This window comes from Dokdonella koreensis DS-123 (genome assembly GCF_001632775.1).
Lineage (GTDB): Bacteria > Pseudomonadota > Gammaproteobacteria > Xanthomonadales > Rhodanobacteraceae > Dokdonella > Dokdonella koreensis.
In genome coordinates this window covers 2,908,211-2,926,863 of record NZ_CP015249.1, presented here as the reverse complement: position 1 = coordinate 2,926,863, position 18,653 = coordinate 2,908,211, and the positions used below count along the sequence as shown (strand labels likewise).

Below are 18,653 nucleotides of genomic sequence, written 5' to 3'. Positions count from 1 at the left end.
GTCACTCCTTGACCGACGCGCGCGAGGGGCTTGTCTTGCCGAACGAGTAGTAGGGCATGTCCAGCGAGACCTTTCCGACCAGACCGTCACGGCTGGCGGGCAGGGTGGACGCATGGCCGCGGGCACCCGGTTCCTCGTTGGCGGCCGCCAGTTCCTCGGCGGTGGGCTGCACGACGACTTCGGGCATCACCTCCATGTCCGGGCGGACCAGCACGGTCGGCAGGACCGGCAGCGCGGCGGGGATGGTGGCGGCGGAATGGGCAGCGGCAGGGCGGTGCGGCATGCCGGAGATGCCGATCGTGAGGACCAGCAGGCCGGTAGCGATCAGCAGGGCGGGAATGAGGCGGGCGGACATGGCGACCTCCTTGGAGGCGGTTGATGAAGTAGTGTTGTAGTTAACTATAACACCAAATCCGCGGGCGTCAAGGGGTGATTGGTTTTTCCTCACAGGGTGGTGCGGCCGGGCCGTTCGGAGCGGCTTTCGGGCCATGCGGCGCCGTCCGGGAAGGGCGCCGTGCGTTGAGCCGGCGTGGCCTCAGCCGGCGATGGCGCGGATCCGTTCGACTTCCGAGCGCGGCGGGGCGCCGAACAGGCGCTTGTACTCGCGGTTGAACTGCGAGGCGCTTTCGTAGCCGACGCGATGCGCCGCCGACGTGGCCTCGATGCCCTCGACCAGCATCAAGCGGCGTGCCTCGTGCAGGCGCAGCTGCTTCTGGAACTGCAGCGGCGACATCGCGGTGACCGCCTTGAACTGCCGGTGCAGCGACGAGGTGCTCATGTGCACCTCGCCGGCCAGCGCATCGATGCTGACCGGCAGCAGGTAGCGCTGGCGCAGCAGATGCACGGCGCGGGCGATGCGGTGCGAGCGATTGTCGGCCGTCGCCAGGTCGCGCAAGCGGTGGCCCAGCTCGCCGACCAGTACGCGGTAGAAGATCTCGCGCAGCGCCAGCGGCGCCAGCACCGGCAGGTCCGCCGGCGAATCGAGCATCCGCATCAACCGCAGCACGGCATCGAGCAGCTGCGGATGCGCACGTGCCGCATAGAGGCCGCGATCGATCGCCGTGGCCGGCGACGGGCCCGTGTCCAGGATCAGGCTGCCGAGCATGTCCGGATCGACGTCCAGCCGCAGGCACAGGTACGGCTCCTCGGGCGAGGCCTGGATCACCTGGCCGACCATCGGCAGCGTGACCGACACCACCAGGTAGTTCAGCGGATCGTAGTGGTAGGTTTCCCCGCCGAGCAGGGCAATCTTGCTGCCCTGCGCCACGATACACAGCCGCGGCTCGTAGACGCTCGGCGTGCACGCCGTCGCCGTGCTGCTGCGGATCAGCTTGAGCGCCGGCACCGCGGTGTCGTGGACACCATCGCCTGGCGCGAATCGGGCAATGCGCCGGGCCAGCTCGGCCTGGGCAGCCGGGATCGCGGTGGAGAACGTCGAGTCGGCGGACATGCGCTGATTCCTTGGCGTTGTGGCGGGCGCGGAGGGCAGGGCGATTATTGCCCCGGGCGCCGCCGGGCGGGCGCGCCTCGGCCCGCGAAAAGCAGGATCGGGCAAGGATCGGCCAGCAATGGTCTACCCGGTCGCGTCGCCGGGCCGCTACCGTGGCGGCCATGAATCCGCCGCAGGCGCCCAGGGTCCCTTCCATTCCGCGTCGCCGCATCGCGGACCTGGAGGTGGCGGCGCTCGGGCTCGGTTGCATGGGCATGTCCGATTTCTACGGGCCGGCCGACGAGCGCGCTTCCCTGGCCGTGCTCGACCGCGCGCTCGACCGGGGCGTCAACCTGCTCGACACCGCCGACATGTACGGCAACGGCGCCAACGAGCGCCTGCTGGCCCAGGTGCTCGCGCGGCGCCGGTCCGAGGTGGTCCTGGCGACGAAGTTCGGCTTCGAGCGGGCGCCGGATGGCACGGTGACCGGCCTCAACGGCCGGCCCGACTACGTTGCCCGCGCCTGCGACGCGAGCCTGCGGCGCCTCGGCGTGGACCATGTCGACCTGTACTACCTGCATCGCATCGACCCGGCCGTCCCGGTCGAGGACACCGTCGGCGCGATGGCCCGGTTGGTGGCCGCCGGCAAGGTACGTCATCTGGGCTTGTCCGAAGCCTCCGGCGCCACGCTGCGCCGAGCGCACGCGGTGCACCCCATCGCGGCCCTGCAGAGCGAGTACTCGCTCTGGACGCGCGAGGTCGAAGCCGATGCATTGCCCGCTTGCCGCGCGCTCGGCGTGGCGCTGGTTGCCTACAGCCCGCTCGGGCGCGGATTCCTGGCCGGGGCGATCCGCCAGGCCGATGACCTGCCGCCGGGCGACTGGCGGCGCGGCTTGCCGCGCTTCGCGCCGGACAGCCTCGCCGCCAACCGCGCGCTGGCCGATGCCCTGGCCGCGATTGCCGCGGCGCGCGGTTGCACGCCGGCCCAACTGGCGTTGGCCTGGCTGCTCGACCGCGGGCCGGACATCGTGCCGATCCCGGGCACGCGGCGGATCGAGCGCCTCGAAGAGAATCTCGCGGCGGCGCAGATCACGCTGGACGCCGAGGAGCGGACGCGCATCGATGCCGTGCTGGCGCACAGGCCGGTCGTCGGTGCGCGCTATCCGGCCGATCGGATGGCCTATATCGATCGCTAGCGGCGTGATGCGTGACTCTGGCTCCCGTCGAAAGGGAGCCTTTCCCGGCACGGAAGAAACTTCCTGCGTTGTCTTTTGTTCATCTGTTTATTGTGTGGCGCAGCAGCGCTGAGTCCCGCGCAAGCTCGCGGACGGTACGGCCGGAAGCCAGCAGCACCGGCTGTAACTCCTGCGACGCACCATGAGCCCTAACCTCGTATAGCGGAGATGCCGACATGTGGATCGTTCAATACGCGCTGGCACGCCGCTACACCATCGGCGTCCTGGCGATCCTGATCCTGCTGTTCGGTACCTTGGCCGCGCGCCGGATGCCCACCGACATCCTGCCCGAGGTCGGCATCCCCTCGGTCAACCTGATCTGGACCTACACCGGCCTGCCGGCGGCGGAGATGACCGCCAAGATCACCTCGTTCTCGGAAATCGCGATCCTCAACAACGTCGACGACCTCAAGGAAGTCCGTTCCGAATCGCTCAACGGCGTCGGCATCGTCCGTATCGATTTCCAGACCGGGGTGAACCTGGAGCGCGCGCTGGCGCAGCTGACCGCAGTCTCGCAGACGATCCTGCGGCGCATGCCGCCCGGCACGTCGCCGCCGCTGGTGGTCCGCAACAACGTCTCCAGCACACCGGTGCTGCAGCTGGTGCTCTCGTCCGATGCGATGACCGAGGCGCAGCTCTACGACTACGCCCGCCTGCAGCTGCGCTCGCAGATCCAGACCATCCCCGGCATCCGCATGACGCTGCCGTACGGCGGTGCCGCGCGCCAGATCATGGTCGATCTCGATCCGCGCGGCCTGCAGACCTACCGCCTGACGCCGGCCGACGTCACCGCCGCGCTGGAGCGCGGCAGTTCCACGCTGCCGTCCGGCACGATCCGCGAAGGCGAGCGCGAGATGCAGATCGCGCTGGAAACCAGTCCGGAGACCGCGGCCGGCTTCCTGGATCTGCCGATCGCCTCCCGCGACGGCAACGTCATCTACGTGCGCGACGTCGCCTCCGTGCGCGACGGCGGTGCCCTGCAGACCAACGTCGCGCGGATGGACGGCACCAGCGCGGTCTCGGTCGCACTGATCAAGCTCGGTGGCGCCTCGGCCGTGGAGATCGTGCGCGCGGTACGCGCGCGGCTGCCGGAGATCATCGCCTCCGCACCCGCCGGCACGCGCATCGAGCCGATCTTCGACCAGTCCGTTTTCGTCGACAACGCGATCGGTTCGATCCAGCACGAGGCAGTCCTGGTCGGCCTGCTGGTCGCCTTCGTCGTGCTGGTGTTCATCGGCTCGTGGCGCTCCAGCCTGATCGTGCTGAGCGCGATCCCGCTGGCGCTGCTCGCGTCGGTGGCGATGCTCAACCTGCTCGGCTACACGTTCAACGTCATGACGCTCGGCGGCCTGGCGCTGGCGATCGGCATCCTGGTCGACAATGCCGTGGTCGACGTCGAGAACACCAATCGCAACATCGCGCTCGGCAAGGACGTGCCCACCGCGATCCTCGACAGCGCACGCGAGGTGGTCTTTCCCGAGTTCGTCTCGACGATCGCGATCTGCATCGTGCTGACGCCGATCCTGTTGCTGTCGGGCCTCTCGGCCTGGGTGTTCACGCCGCTGGCGCTGGCGGTGATCTTCGCGATGGCCGCCTCGTTCCTGCTGTCGCGCACGCTGATCCCGGTGCTGGCGCTGATGCTGCTGCCGGCCGATGTCGAGAGCCGGCGCAACCCGCGCTGGGGAGCGGAAAAGCTGCTGCTGGCCGTCAACCACCGCTTCGAGCACACCCTCGATGCGCTGCGCGAGCGCCATCACGCCCTGCTCGAGCGGCTCGGCGCGCACGGCCTGGTGATCGGGATCGGCGCGCTCCTGATCGTCGCTCTCGGCGGCCTGGCGACGCTGTCGCTGGGGCGCGAGTACTTTCCGGCCGTCGACGCCGGCCAGCTGCGGCTGCAGGTGCGGCTGCCGACCGGCACGCGGCTGGAGGAGACCTCGATGCGGCTGGCCGACATCCAGCGCGAGATCCGCCAGATCATCCCGCCGGCCGAGCTGCAGACCGTCTACGAGCAGATCGGCATTCCCGATGCGGTCAACCTGGCCTGGGTCGACAGCGCCGTAGTCGGCTCGTTCGAGGCCGAGATCATGCTGCAGCTGCGCAGCCCGCACGCGCCGAGTGCCGGGTACCTCGCGCAGATCCGCCAGCGGATCGCCGAGAAGTTTCCCGACGTGAAGCTGTTCGAGCGTCCGCCCGACGCCACCAGCCGTACGCTGGCCGGCTCCGCGGTCGCCGCTTTCGAGATTCGCATCAACGGCCGCGACAGCGCCGGCAACCTGGCCGCCGCGCGCACGATCGAACAGCGCCTGCGCGAGGTGCCCGGCGCCGTCGACGTGGCGTTGCGGCAGGTGCTGGACCTGCCCGAGTACCGTATCCAGGTCGACCGCAGTCGCGCCGCCCAGCTCGGTATCACCGCGCAGGACGCCAACCGTGCCGTGCTGGCCGTGCTCGGCTCGGCCGGCACGGTCACGCCGGTCTATTGGGTCGACAGCGTCAGCGCCACTTCGTACACGGTGCAGGTGCAGGCGCCGCCGTCGAGCCTGGACAGCATCGAGACCCTGCTCAACACGCCGCTGCGCATCGGGACCAACGGCGAGGCCGTGCTCCTGCGCAACATCGCCACGGTGACGCCGCGCAGCGTGCCGGCCAGCCTCGGGCGCACCATGCTGGCGCCGACGGTGAGCGTGCTCGCCAACGTGCAGGGCACCGACCTCGGTGCCGTCTACGACCGCCTCGTCGCGATCACCGACCAGGTCCGCCCGCAGCTCAAGCCGGGCAACCGCATCGAGATCGCCGGCCAGGCCGAGGCCATGCAGAGCGCCTACAGCGAGCTGGCCGGTGGCCTGCTGATGTCGGCGGTGCTGGTATTCCTGGTGCTGGTGGTCAACTTCCAGTCGTGGATCCTGCCGCTGGTCGCGATGTCCGGCTTGCCGATCGCGATCAGTGGCGCGGCCATCGGCCTGTGGGCCACCGGCACGCCGCTCAGCGTGCCGGCACTGATGGGCGTGATGATGGTGATCGGCGTATCCACCGCCAACAGCGTGCTGGTCTCGAGCTTCGTCCGCGACCTGATCGCCGCCGGCCACGATCCGGTCGTCGCCGCCTACGAGGCCGCCGCGGTACGCCTGCGACCGGTACTGATGACCGCCAGTGCGATGGTGCTCGGCATCGTCCCGATGGCGATCGGCCTGGGCGATGGCGGCGAGCAGAACGCGCCGCTCGGCCGCGCGGTGATCGGCGGCCTCTTGTTCGGCACGCCGGCCACCCTGATTCTCGTTCCGTCGCTGCTCGCCGTGCTCGGTCGTCGTCGCGGCCGTGCCGAACGGCCTGCCGCTGCCGCGGATACTGCGCTCGCCCCTACCGGAGTGACCCCATGAAGCCTTCCGTCCCGTCCCCGATCGGCCTGCGCCCGGCGCGTCTTTCCGTTGCCGTGCTCGGCGCGCTGGCCGGCTTGCTGCTCCAGGCCTGCAGCACCGGCGGCGCCGAGCCGCCGGCCCCGTCGCCCACCGCGCCGGCCACGGTGACCGAAGTCCTCACCGTCGACGCCAAGCCGGCCGGCGACAGCTTCGAGCTGCGCCTGCCCGCGCGCGCGATGCCGGGCGAATCCGCGCGCATCTATGCGCGCGCGACCGGCTTCCTGGCCGAGCGCCGTGTCGACCTCGGCGACAGCGTGGAGGCCGGACAGGTGCTGGCCGTCATCACGGCACCGGAGATCGACCAGGCCGTCCGCGAGGCCGAAGCCGGCCTCGGCGAGGCCAGGGCCGACGAGGAACTGGCACGCGTCAACTTCGAGCGTGCCGACACGCTGATCGCCACCGGCGCGATCGCCAAGGAGACCCACAGCGAGCGCCGTGCCGCCTTCGACGTCGCCAAGGCCGCGCGCGCCGCCGCCGAGGCGCGTCTGTCCAGCGCTCGCGAGCGCAAGGGCTTCCAGACCGTGCGCGCCCCGTTCGCCGGCGTCATCGTCGCGCGCAGTGCGGAGCGGGGCGATCGGGTCGTCGGCGACCAGTCCGGCGCTTCGCCGCTGTTCGAGCTGGCCGCACTCGATCCGCTGCGGATCACCGTCGATGTGCCGCAGAGCGCGGTGCTGCAGGTGCGTCCCGGCCAGCAGGCGCAGGTCCACTTCCCCGAACTCGGCACCACTGCGCTGCCGGCCGAGATCACGCGCAGCGCGCAGAGCATTTCCGAAGGCGCCGGCGGCATGCGGGTCGAGCTGCGCTTGCCCAATCCCGGCAACCGGCTGCCCGCCGGCATGGTAGGCGAGGTCCGCCTCAGCCTGCCGCGCGAAGGCCAGGCCGCGCTGATCCCGATCAGCGCCCTGATCCAGGACGCCCAGGGTGCCCGGGTCGCCGCCATCGGTCCCGATTCCACGTTGACGCATCGCCCCGTGGTCGTCGGGCGCAACCTGGGACCGGAGGTCGAGATCCTCGATGGCGTAAAGGCCGGCGAGGCGGTGATCGCCAATCCCAACGCGCTGCTGCGCCCGGGCGCAGCGGTGCGCGCGCGGCCGGCCGGGGCGTCCTGAAACCGCCGGGGCTTTCCAGCCGGCTCAGCGTGAGGACCGGCACCGGCGGTGCGGTCGGGTGCCGGCATTCGCTGCGGCAAGCAGCAGGCGCCGCGGTTGACCTATCGGTGGATACCGTTGACCGTGCCGGTCAGAGCCCGAACAGGCTCGCGTAGAGAACGGACAGGCGATCGCCGAAGACGAACCAGACCCAGCCCGCCGCCGCGATGAACGGGCCGAACGGGATCGGCGTCGAGCGGTCCTTGCCGCGCACCGCCAGCACCGTGCCGCCGATGATCGCGCCGATCAGCGACGAGACCAGGATGATCGGCAGCAGGCTGGCCGCGCCCATCCAGGCGCCCAGTGCGGCCAGCAGCTTGAAGTCGCCGTAGCCCATGCCCTCCTTGCCGGTCAGCAGCTTGAACAGCCAGAACACCGACCAGAGGCTGAGGTAGCCGATCGCCGCGCCGAGGATGGCGGTCGGCGCATCGACGAACAGCGGCAGCAGGGCGATCAGCAGGCCCAGCCACAGCAAGGGCAGGGTGAGCTGGTCCGGCAGCAGTTGGGTGCGGAAATCGATGCCGCTGGCCGCAATCAGGATCCACGTGAAGACCAACCCCGCCAGCAGCGGCCAGCCGAAGCCGAGCTGCCAGGCGATCACCGCCGAGGCGACGCCCGTCAGCAGTTCCACCAGCGGGTACTGGATCGAGATCGGCGCCTTGCAGTAGCGGCAGCGCCCGCGCAGCAACAGCCAGCCGAGCAGCGGGATATTGTCCCAGGCGGCCAGCCGGTGCTTGCAGTGCGGGCAATGGGACGCCGTGACCACCAGGTCTGGCGGCGCTGCCTCCGCGGTCGGCACAGTGCCGAGGAACTCGTGCGCCTGCTGCCGCCAGCCATGCTCCAGCCGCGCCGGCAGGCGCAGGATCACCACATTGAGAAAACTGCCGACGATCAGGCCCAGCAGCCCGCACAGCACGATCAGCGGCGCAGGCTGCGCCAGCCAGGCGTAGTCACCCATCAAACGACAGACGCGAGCTTGAAGATCGGCAGGTACATGCCGATGACCATGCCACCGACCACCACGCCGATGATCACCATGATGAACGGTTCCAGCAGGCTGGACAGCGCATCGACGGCGTTCTTGACCTCTTCTTCGTAGAACTCGGCCACCTTGAACAGCATCGCGTCGAGCGCGCCGGCTTCTTCGCCGATCGCGACCATCTGCGTGACCATGTTGGGAAAGAGGTCCGTCTGCTTCATTGCCAGTTGCAGCTGATGGCCGACCGAGACGTCATCGCGGATGCGCTTGACCGCCTCGTTGTAGACCGGGCTGCCGGTGGCGCCGGACACGGAATCGAGAGCCTCCACCAGAGGAACACCCGCCTTGAACGTGACGCCGAGCGTACGTGCGTAGCGGGCTATGGCGGATTGCCGCAGGATTTCTCCCACGACTGGAATCTTCAACATGAGCCGCCCGACAAGATGTTCGAATTTTGTCGATCGTTTTATCGTAAAGACAAAAGCAGTAATCGCGCCGACAAGGACAAGCAGTAAAGCCCACCACCATTCGACAAGGAAATCAGACGCCGCTACCAGCATCAACGTAAAAGCTGGGAGGTCGGTTCCAAATCCTTTGAATACGGCTTCGAACTGGGGAATAACAAAGATCAAGAGGACGCAAGAGACGATGATGGCAACTGCGATAACAGCAGCCGGATAGAACATTGCCTTCTTAATTTTCCCCTTGATACTCTCGATGTTTTCTTTGTACGTTGCGACCGTGTCGAGAATCGTATCGAGCACGCCGGAGGCCTCGCCGGCACGAACGAGGTTGCGGAACAGTTCGTCGAACTGCACGGGATACTTCCCAAGCGCCTCGTTCAGCGCCGACCCGCCCTCGATGTCCGTCTTGATGTTGGTCAGCATGTCCTTCATGCGCTGATTTTTCTGGCCGCCAGCGACGATCTCGAAGCCTTGCACCATCGGCACGCCGGCCGCCATCATCGTCGCCAGCTGGCGCGCGAAAATGGCGATTTCGCGAGATTTGATCGAGCTGCCACTTTTGCCGAACAAGGGTTTTGGCTTCGGCTTGACGGTTTGCGGGTTGATGCCTTGCTTGCGCAAGTCCGCCTTGACCAAGCTGGCGTTCTTGCTGCTGGTCTCGCCCTTGATCTTGGTGCCGCGCTTGTCCAAGCCGACCCAGACAAAGGTCTGCAGCTCACTGACCTTTGCGCGCTCCCGGGCCACTTTTGATCGGGCGTCGGCCTGGGCCTTGGCCTGTTTCGCTCGGAGTGCGGTGACGGTTGCCATGGCTTAGTCCTTCGTGACGCGATTGATTTCGGCGAGGCTGGTATGCCCGTTCTTGACCTTGAGCAAGGCCGAGGCACGCAGGTCGTTGATGCCGATGCGCTTGGCCTCGGTGGCAATCTGTATGGCGTTGCCACCGGCGAGAACGATCTTCTGGATGTCCTCGCTCATCGGCATCACCTGGTAGATGCCCAGGCGGCCCTTGTAGCCCTCGTTACAGCCGTTGCAGCCGACCGCTTCAAAGATGTCCAGTCCTGCGTCGATCTCGGCCTGGGTAAAGCCTTCGGCCAGCAGGGCGGGTGCAGGGATGTTGGCTGGCCGCTTGCAGTCGTGCAGGCGCCGCGCCAGCCGCTGGGCGATCACCAGCGTCACGGAACTGGTGATGTTGTAGGGCGCAATGCCCATGTTCATCAGGCGCGAGATCGTTTGCGGACCGTCATTGGTGTGCAGGGTCGAGAGCACCATATGGCCGGTCTGCGCGGCCTTGATCGCAATCTCGGCGGTTTCCAGGTCGCGGATCTCGCCGACCATGATCACGTCCGGGTCCTGGCGCAGGAAGCTGCGCAGCGCTGCGGCGAACGTCATGCCGCGCTTGGCGTTCTGCTGCACCTGGTTGATGCCCGGCACACGGATTTCGACCGGGTCCTCCACCGTGGAGATGTTGCGCCCCTCCACGTTGAGGATGTTGAGCGCCGTATAGAGCGATACCGTTTTGCCCGAGCCGGTCGGGCCGGTGACCAGCACCATGCCGTAGGGCTTCTCGATCGCTTCCAGGAACAGCTTCTTCTGGTCTTCCTCGTAGCCCAGCTTGTCGATGCCGAGCTTGGCCGCCGCGGCATCCAAAATACGCAGCACGATCTTCTCGCCGAACAGCGTGGGGCAGGTGCTGACGCGGAAGTCGATCGACTTGGTCTTGGACAGGTTGAGCTTGATGCGCCCGTCCTGCGGCACCCGTTTCTCGGCGATGTCCAGGCCGCTCATGACCTTCAGGCGCGAGGCGATGCGTGAGTTGAGCTTGACGGGTGGCGAGGCGACCGCCCGCAACATGCCATCCATGCGCAGGCGCACGCGGTAGGCGGTCTCGTAGGGCTCGAAGTGGATGTCCGAGGCGCCGCGCTTGATCGCGTCGACCAGCACCTTGTTGATGAAGCGCACCACCGGGGCGTCCTCGGTGGAGTTGGCGTCGACGCCGGTTTCGGCCTCGTCTCCATCGACACCGCCGAGGTCCAGGTTCTCCAGACCCTCGTCGTCGCCCAGGGATTCCAGCGTCGCGTTGGTGGCCGTCAGTGCCTGGTCGATCGCCCGGTCCAACAGGGCATCGTCCACCAGGATCGGCTCCACACTGTGGTTGGACTGGAACTTGATCTCGTCCAGCGCACGCAGGTTGGTCGGGTCCGACACACCAAGGAACAATCGGTTGCCGCGCTTGAACAACGGCAGGGCGCGGTGCTTGGTGACCAGTTCCTCCTTGACCAGCTTGATCGGCACCTGGGTGACGTCGATGCCGGCAAGGTCGATCAAGGGGATACCAAACTCAGCCGAGGTCGCCTGGGCCACCAGGCCGCTACCGACCAGGCCGTGCTCGATCAGCCAGGGGCCGATCGGGATGCGCTGGCGGGCCGCTTCGTCGGCGGCCTTGCGCGCTTCGTTCTCGCCGAGGATGCCGTCGGCCACCAAACGCCGGGCGATGCCGCTCAGGCCCGCCAGCGCCGCCGTATTCATCGGTACAGCCATAAGAAGGTCACGCAAGCCCCTGTCGGATCGGCTGAATCTACCGCAAACCGGGGTCACGTAGAACCATGTGCATCACAAAAATCGTCACGTCATCCACAAGGCGAGGAGCGTGCGGCAAGGGCCCGGCTTCGCGGAGCGCTATGGAGTGCGCCTGAGGAAGCAGTGCGCCTCGGGCTCACGAACAGCCGCTAGGTTTGTACGGTGCCGGTACCGTGGAAGAGCAGCTCCAATCGCCCCCGCTCGCCCGGGTCAGAATGAGCGTTGTGCCGCCAAGCAGTGGATTGCCTTTCAATAGGCAGGTGATCGTGCCGGTGGCGACATTCAAGGAGATGTCGCATCGATCGGTCGTCGCAGCGAGACCGATGTCGCCAAGCGTGAAGGATGTGATTCCGTCGTTGATCTTGGCTTCAAACCCGGCCTTTCCTGGCGCTATCTCGGCAAGCCCAGACACCGCAACTGAGCGCGCGACATAGCCTTGATACGCTGGAATGGCAATTGTCGCGAGGATTGCAAGAATCGCGACAACAATCATCAGCTCGATGAGCGTAAATCCTCGAGTGCTCATTTATTCCCCCTTTGGCGTGGCGCAGCAGATTTCATGCCAGTAAGGAAAATAAAGAAGGCCCCCGTATTCGGGGGCCTTCTGGAAGCCTGGCCTGCCAATCAAATCAGCAGGTTAGCTTGTTCTGCGAGTTTTACTGGCAACCGGTCGGCGCCCACTTCGGATCGACACCGGTGCTGCAGGCCCACGCACCCGAAGCATCACGGGTCCAGGTCAGGTCATCGCCGGCGATCGAGATATTGGCATTGTTGCCAAAGGTCGAAACGATCGTGCTGGCATCCGTAAGCGGATCGGTGATCTGCGCGGTGCCGGCAGTGGCAGGAACGGTCACGCCGGGAGCGGCATTGCCGCCAGTGAGAAGGTTCGATCCAGTCGCACCCGGATCACACTCGCCGGCAGCGTTGCCGATCGCGGTCCGGCCTTCGTTGATGCAGGTCTCGATGGCCGTACGAAGCTGGCCAGATTCCGACATCACGCGCGAAACCTGCGAACGGATGACGTAGTTCTGGTACTGCGGGATGGCGATGGCCGCCAGGATGGCGATGATCGCAACGACGATCATCAGTTCGATCAGCGTGAAGCCCTGGGTCTTCTTGAAGTTCATGGATGTTTCCTCTTGGAAAAAAGATCTGATCCGGATATCCCCTGAGTTCCTTCCGGTCCCTGCCGGGCGGTGATGCCTCCCTATCGCCCGCTTCGACTGCTACCGGAAGCGTGCTGGGTATGGTGCAGCATGTATGCCAACCCCGTTCAGAAAAGCGCGATGCAGTCGTTACAAACTGTCAGAGGAGAAATAAAACCATATATATCAATAAATTGTCCGATGTTTCAGGTGACGCTTGGGCGTCCGGATCGTTGCAAAAAGGTGTCTGCATCACAGTGCGCTGCACCGCAGCATCCTCATCCCGTCTCAGCCCTCTGGGCATTCCGGCAGGGCATGACACGGAGCGCGCGGATCGTCAGAAAGTGACATCTTGTGTCAGGCCGGTGCGTAACGGTGAGCAATCGGTGGCTCGCATACGCGGTAAGGCGGCCGGGGGCGAAGCGGGCACGGGCGTGACGGCGCGCTTCGACTACCAGGGGTCGATGGGGAGCACATCCAGGAGCTTCCCGCTCCGGGGCTCCAGAATCATCGCCAATCCGCTCGTGGACGAGCGAAGCGGGACGTAGACGGCGTCAGCCTCTTTGCGTCCGCTGCGCTCCAACCAGGCATCAAGAACGGCGGAGCCGCCCGGCTTGTTCCGTAGTTCGGCCAGCGGGCGCCCGCGAGAAGCCAAATTCGGCGCCTCCTGCTCGTAATCGACGTAGTGACGCGGCAGGTACTCCAGATCCTTGCCACGGAAGAGGTCGTCGGTCAGGGCCTTCTTTTCCTCTTCAGCTGTCGGCCGTTGCACTGCCACCAAGCGGGGCCCCGTCCATGATGCTGATTGGAAAAGCGGAGCGCGCCCATCCGCCAGATCCGCCGCATCGACTTCATAGGCCGAGACCAGCGTGAAGCGGTCATCAGCGCCCACGATGAAGGCCGGGCGTGCACGCACGACGATGGAAAGCCCGTAGACCAAGGCCGCGATCTGTACCAGCGCGATGACGCTGAGGTCGAACCGCAGGCTCTTCTTCCCGGCCTTGAACACCACCAGCGTCAGCAACGGGCCGAGCAGCAGGTCCACGCCGAGCAGCAGCAAGACAAGATGACTGGCGCCGGCGGCCTGTGCATACGGGGGTGGATACCAGACGCCGAAGATCAACAGGGCGGCGATCAAGCCAATCGCCAGGCTGATGCACAGGTGGATGGAGGCGGCTTTCCAGCGGGACATGAGCGAGAGATCGTCGTTCTGGGGATGTGAAGCATAAACAGGTTGTAGCGCTCGATTTCAAGAGGGCGTGGCTCCGTTTGCTGGGGGAGGCGGTTTTTTTTGGTCTGACGGGGTGACGTCCTGTTTCCGCGTGACCCAGTTTCTTATCGGTTGCTCTCTTGAGGGGGCTGTGGCAAGTTCATCCAAGTTTTTGCTCTGTTCTGAATCGGTGTGGGGGGGCAATGAGTATTTGTTCAATGGCGGCGGGCGAATTCTTAGGAAGAGTGCGTGCGACGCTGATATTGATTGTTGTAACTTTCTTTTGGGATGGGTCTCAACTTGCCTATGCGCAAGATTGCTTCATAAATGGCGGGGCGGCCGAGTGTCGAGGGCCCGAAGCAACTCCTTGGGAGTGTGGAAGCAACTATCCGGATATGCTGGTCAGCAGCGCACCTTGCAGGTATTACGATAACGGCCAAGGTATTGGGCCCGGAGATGTCATAAAGACATGCAGCATAGACGAGGCATGGGCGTTCGCCGATGCGTACGCGCCAGTTAAATATCCGCCAGGCACAGTGGGTGACACCGTTCTTTGCTATGGCCCTTATCGGAGTAATCGCATAGAAATATTGCCCCGTGCGCAGGATATGGGGCTGGATGTCAATATGCGATTCCGGCAAGATGTGACCTACGCATTTTTTAATTGGGGTAGCGGAATGTGCACTCCTGCGCTCCGTCCTGGTAGGGCCGAGTCTAGTTGTGTGCGTTATGTTTATTGTTCATCTGGATATTCACATCATTATTATAATGGGGTCGAGTCCTGTATTAGATACAAGCCGGAGGCTTGCCCGGTAGGCAATCCTATTCAGTGCGCGGGCGGACAAAAGACACAGATTGAGTTTGATTTGATGGCTGCGAGCAGCTCATCGCTTGAGTTTGCTCGCTATTATTCTAGTGTTGGGTTCTACAGTGCTCCCCATTTAGATTTGCCAAGAGATGGTTTTGGTGCTGTTTGGCGTCACGTATGGCAGCGTAGTGTCGTAGTGCAACTGGCGGCCTCTCCTTCGGAGGAATCAGTAGCCTACGTCGTTCAGCCGAACGGCGACTACCGCCATTTCAAGTGGGTTGGCGGTATCTGGGCGGGTCGCAACGACAAGTCCGAATCCTTGATCGAGTTGACCAGCGGCGGTATCACAACCGGTTGGCGCTATGTCGATGCCGCAGACACGGTGGAGCTATACGACGATACCGGCAGGCTGCAGTCGATCACGACCAAGGCCGGGCTGGTGACGACCTTGACCTACAGCGATGGTTCGACACCGGTTTCGGTAGCGCCGGCTTCGGGTCTACTCATCAAGGTCCAGGACTGGACCGGGCGTGCATTGGAGTTGCGCTACGACGCGCACTCGCTTATTACACAGATGATTGGCCCGGATGGGGAAGTCACCGAGTACCGCTACGATAAATGGAAGCGCTTGGCATTCGTCGATCGCCCTGGAGTTAGTCCGTCTACCCGGGGGTATTTGTACAACGAGCCGGGTTATGCTGCGGGTTCCAACTCCTATTGGGAGCGGTTGACCGGCATCGTTGACGAAAATGGCAACCGTTACGCGTCGTACAAGTACGACGCTAGCGGCCGCGCCTATGAGGAATGGCACGGCAACGCGAATGCCAACAAGCTGACCTTGGTGTTCTCGGGTAACTACATGACGGCGACGTCGTGGACGCGCACGACCGATGCCCTGGGCCAGACGCGGCGCAAGAAGTTCGCTGCCGTCAACGGCATCCTGCGCGACGCCGGCGAGGACCGCTGCGCGAACGCAACCTGCTCGTCGGTGATCGCCAGCACCAGCGTGACGTACGACGCCAACGGCAACCGCGACCAGGCGACCGACTACGGCGGTACCGTCACCGACTACAGCTACAACACACGCGGCCTGGAGACGCAGCGGATCGAGGCGGCCACGGCGACGGGCCCCGGCTCGGCCAAGCGCACGACGCAGACCGACTGGCACAGCACGCTGAACGTGCCGACCGAGAAGCGCGCCTATGACGCTGCCAGCGCTTTGCAGGCGCGCACGCAATGGGCCTACAACGCCCGCGGCCAGGTGACGGCCGCCTGCGAGCTCGACCCCGCCGATACCGCGGCGATGGCCTACACCTGCAGCGCGACCACGGCGCCGCCGGCGGGCGCGAAGGTGCGCCGCACGGTGATGACCTACTGCGAGTCGGGTGGCGTCACGGCCGGCACCTGCCCGCTGGTCGGATTGCTGTTGTCGGTCAACGGCCCGCGGGCCACGGCCGATCCGGGCATGGGCGGCCTCGACGACCTGACCACCTATACGTACCGGCAGACCGAAGATCCGACCTGCGCCAGCGCCGGTGCCTGCAGCTACCGCAAGGGCGACCTATGGAAGGTCACCAATGCGCTCGGCCAGGTCGCCGAGACCGTCAGCTACGACAAGAACGGCCGCATCACGCGAGCTAAGGACGCCAACGGCACGCTGAGCGACTTCACGTACCACTCGCGCGGCTGGCTGCTGACACGCACGGTGCGCGCCAATGCCAGCGGGCTCCCCTCCGCCGACGACACCACCACCACGCTGGCCTACGACGCCGTCGGCAACGTCACCCGGGTGACCCAGCCGGACGGCAGCTACCTCGACTACGGCTACGACACCGCCCACCGGTTGGTCAGCGTCACCGACAACCTCGGCAACACGCTCGACTACTGCCCCGCCGGCGCCGGTACGGCGGACTGCCTGGACGGCGCCGGTAACCGGCGGATCGAGGAGACGCGGACCGGCGCGAGCGCGGTCACGCGCACGCTGCGGCGGACCTACGACCAACTCGGCCAGCTGACCGCCCAACTCAACGCCCAGAGCCAGGCCACCCAGACCTGGCCGGCCGTCGGTGGCTACGACCTCAACGGCAACCCCACCCAGAGCGTGGACGGGCTCGGTGTCGAGACGCGGCAGAGCTACGACCCGCTGAACCGGCTGACGCAGACGATCCAGGACTACCTGGGGCCCGATCCGGCCACCCGCGACACCACCACCGGCTATGGCTACGACGCGCGCGATAACCTGGTCAGCGTCACCGACCCGGACGGCCTGACGACCAGCTACACCTACGACGGCCTCAACAATCAGACCGGCCTGTCGAGCCCGGACACCGGCAGCACCGCCTATACCTATGACGCCGCCGGCAATCGCCGTACCCAGACCGACGCCCGCGGCATCACGACCACCTACACCTACGATGCCCTCAATCGCCTGACCGGCATCAGCTACCCCACCAGCAGCCTGGACACGAGCTTCGCCTACGACCAGGCCGACGGCACCACCGGTTGCAGCGGTTCCTACCCGGCCGGGCGGCTGACGCGGATCACCGACGCCAGCGGTAGCGCCACCTACTGCTACGACCGCCGCGGCAACATCACGAAGAAGACCCAGGTCACCAGCACCACCACGCTGACGGTCAGCTACACCTGGACGAAGGCCGACCGGCTGGCCGGCCTGACCTACCCGAGCGGCGCCATCGTCAGCTACACGCGCAATGCGATCGGGCAGGTGACCGGCCTGACCTGGAAGGCCAACGCCAGTGCCACGCCGCAGATAGTCGTCAGCAATGCGACCTACTACCCGTTCGGTCCGTTGAACGTGCTGACCTTCGGCAACGGCCGTACGCTGACCAAGACCTACGACCAGGACTACGCGATCGACCACGTCGCCAGCAGCGTCACCGGTGGCCTCAACCTGGAGCTGACCGTCGATGTGATGGGCAACATCATTGCCGGTACCGATGCCATCGGCAGCCCGACGCCGAAGATCACCTACGGCTACGACCGGCTGTACCGGCTGAAGGAAGTCCGCGACGGCAACGCCGACCTGATCGAGGCGTTCACGTACGGCCCGACCGGCGACCGGCTCGGCAAGACGGTCGGGACCAACCCCACCGAGGCGTACACGTACACCGCCAGCACGCACCACCTCGCCAGCGTCGGCGGCGTCAGCCGCACCCATGACGCCAACGGCAACCTGACCGGAGCGCCGTTCGCGGCGATGACCTACGACGACCGCAACCGGCTGGCGACGGCGACCGTCGGCAGCGAGACGATCGGTTACCAGTACAACGGCCGTGGCGAGCGGGTCACCAAGCTGCGGACGGCCACGCGCGAGGACGTGGCCTACGACGAGGCCGGCAGGCGGCTGTACAGCCTGACGGACAGCCTGGGCGGGCTCGGTACGGCGCCGCAGCTGCAGGAATACCTCTACCTGGATGACCTGCCGGTGGCGGTCAATGCCGGCGGCGCGCTGGTGTACCTGGAGACCGATCACCTGGGCACGCCGCGGCTGGCGGTCGATCCGGCCAGTAAGGCCTGGCGCTGGCAGTGGAATTTCTTCGGCACCGCCTTCGGCGAGCACGCGCCGACGCTGCCGGCCAGCGATCCGCTGACGCTGAACCTGCGCTACCCGGGGCAGGCCTACGATGCCGAGACCGGGCTACATTACAACTACTTCCGCGATTACGAACCGGGCACGGGGCGGTATGTGGAGAGCGATTCTATTGGACTAAAAGGGGGTAGTAGTACGTATTCATATGTGCAGGCATCTCCTGTCAATTTTGTTGACAGCAATGGAAAAGAGCAGATGTGCGGCACAAAATACTGTAGGACTGATGTGCCTATAATTCCGCCTCCTGACAACAGAGATAGGGGCTGTCGGACTTTCGTTTCCATGGCAACATGGTTTTGGAATATAAATTGGGAGTATCCGACTTGGGAGATGAGTAGTGATGGCAATCTTCTCCCGGAGGTAGGGTTCACGCTTGTGCGTTGTTGCAAGCCAGAGAATTGCAGAGAGCGTATCCCTGTTATTACCTTGTTTGGCAGCAAATTCGAAACAGCATCGTTTGGTATTGGCAGGAGGCTTGGGGTGAGCACTGCGAACGATGAGGAAATTTGCGTGAATCTGGGTTTTGGTGTTGGGATGCCAGTTAATTTCTCTGAATGAGATGAGTTCGGGAAGAATAATTTTCTTTTTGTTCGGCATATTTCTTGTCGTTGGGGGAATTTTAAATCTAAAAATTA

12 protein-coding genes are annotated in these 18,653 nt (G+C 65.2%); 4 read left to right on the top strand and 8 right to left on the bottom strand.

What is annotated here, in order from left to right; translation table 11 throughout:
* Position 1: 1 nt before the first annotated feature.
* Complete coding sequence (locus I596_RS11880) at positions 2–355, bottom strand: hypothetical protein (RefSeq protein WP_067648132.1); 354 nt, start codon at positions 353–355, stop codon at positions 2–4.
* Between the two features lie 180 nt (positions 356–535).
* Positions 536–1,450, bottom strand: a complete 915-nt coding sequence (locus I596_RS11875) for an AraC family transcriptional regulator (RefSeq protein ID WP_067648129.1) — start codon at positions 1,448–1,450, stop codon at positions 536–538.
* Positions 1,451–1,611: 161 nt separating this feature from the next.
* Between I596_RS11875 and I596_RS11870 the strand changes: the two genes are divergently transcribed.
* From I596_RS11870 to I596_RS11860, 3 genes are all read left to right on the top strand, one after another.
* A complete protein-coding gene (locus I596_RS11870) occupies positions 1,612–2,625 on the top strand; it encodes an aldo/keto reductase (protein ID WP_067648126.1) in 1,014 nt (337 codons plus the stop codon).
* Positions 2,626–2,840: 215 nt separating this feature from the next.
* The gene (locus I596_RS11865; RefSeq protein WP_067648123.1) at positions 2,841–6,038 is read left to right on the top strand and encodes an efflux RND transporter permease subunit; all 3,198 of its coding nucleotides are present in this window, start codon (positions 2,841–2,843) and stop codon (positions 6,036–6,038) included.
* Positions 6,035–7,186, top strand: a complete 1,152-nt coding sequence (locus I596_RS11860; RefSeq protein ID WP_083965548.1) for an efflux RND transporter periplasmic adaptor subunit — start codon at positions 6,035–6,037, stop codon at positions 7,184–7,186. The genes I596_RS11865 and I596_RS11860 overlap by 4 nt, the downstream gene beginning before the upstream one ends.
* A 130-nt stretch (positions 7,187–7,316) precedes the next feature.
* On the opposite strand, the gene I596_RS11855 is transcribed toward I596_RS11860, so the two are convergent.
* The 6 genes from I596_RS11855 to tfpZ all read right to left on the bottom strand — a co-directional run bounded on the left by I596_RS11855 (position 7,317) and on the right by tfpZ (position 13,582).
* Complete coding sequence (locus tag I596_RS11855; RefSeq protein WP_067648117.1) at positions 7,317–8,183, bottom strand: prepilin peptidase; 867 nt, start codon at positions 8,181–8,183, stop codon at positions 7,317–7,319.
* The gene (locus tag I596_RS11850) at positions 8,183–9,475 is read right to left on the bottom strand and encodes a type II secretion system F family protein (RefSeq protein WP_067648114.1); all 1,293 of its coding nucleotides are present in this window, start codon (positions 9,473–9,475) and stop codon (positions 8,183–8,185) included. The genes I596_RS11855 and I596_RS11850 overlap by 1 nt, the downstream gene beginning before the upstream one ends.
* 3 nt (positions 9,476–9,478) lie before the next feature.
* On the bottom strand, positions 9,479–11,194 hold the full coding sequence (gene pilB / locus I596_RS11845) for a type IV-A pilus assembly ATPase PilB (protein ID WP_067651867.1): 1,716 nt from the start codon (positions 11,192–11,194) through the stop codon (positions 9,479–9,481).
* Between the two features lie 187 nt (positions 11,195–11,381).
* Positions 11,382–11,771: a pilin gene (locus I596_RS18110; protein WP_083965547.1), complete on the bottom strand. Its 390-nt coding sequence runs from the start codon at positions 11,769–11,771 to the stop codon at positions 11,382–11,384.
* 130 nt (positions 11,772–11,901) lie between these two features.
* Positions 11,902–12,372: a pilin gene (locus I596_RS11840; protein ID WP_067648111.1), complete on the bottom strand. Its 471-nt coding sequence runs from the start codon at positions 12,370–12,372 to the stop codon at positions 11,902–11,904.
* Between the two features lie 469 nt (positions 12,373–12,841).
* Positions 12,842–13,582, bottom strand: a complete 741-nt coding sequence (gene tfpZ, locus I596_RS11835; protein WP_067648107.1) for a TfpX/TfpZ family type IV pilin accessory protein — start codon at positions 13,580–13,582, stop codon at positions 12,842–12,844.
* A 1,022-nt stretch (positions 13,583–14,604) separates the two neighbouring features.
* On the opposite strand from tfpZ, the gene I596_RS11830 reads away from it, so the two are divergent.
* A complete protein-coding gene (locus I596_RS11830; RefSeq protein WP_190278903.1) occupies positions 14,605–18,576 on the top strand; it encodes an RHS repeat-associated core domain-containing protein in 3,972 nt (1,323 codons plus the stop codon).
* The last annotated feature ends 77 nt before the right edge of the window (positions 18,577–18,653 follow it).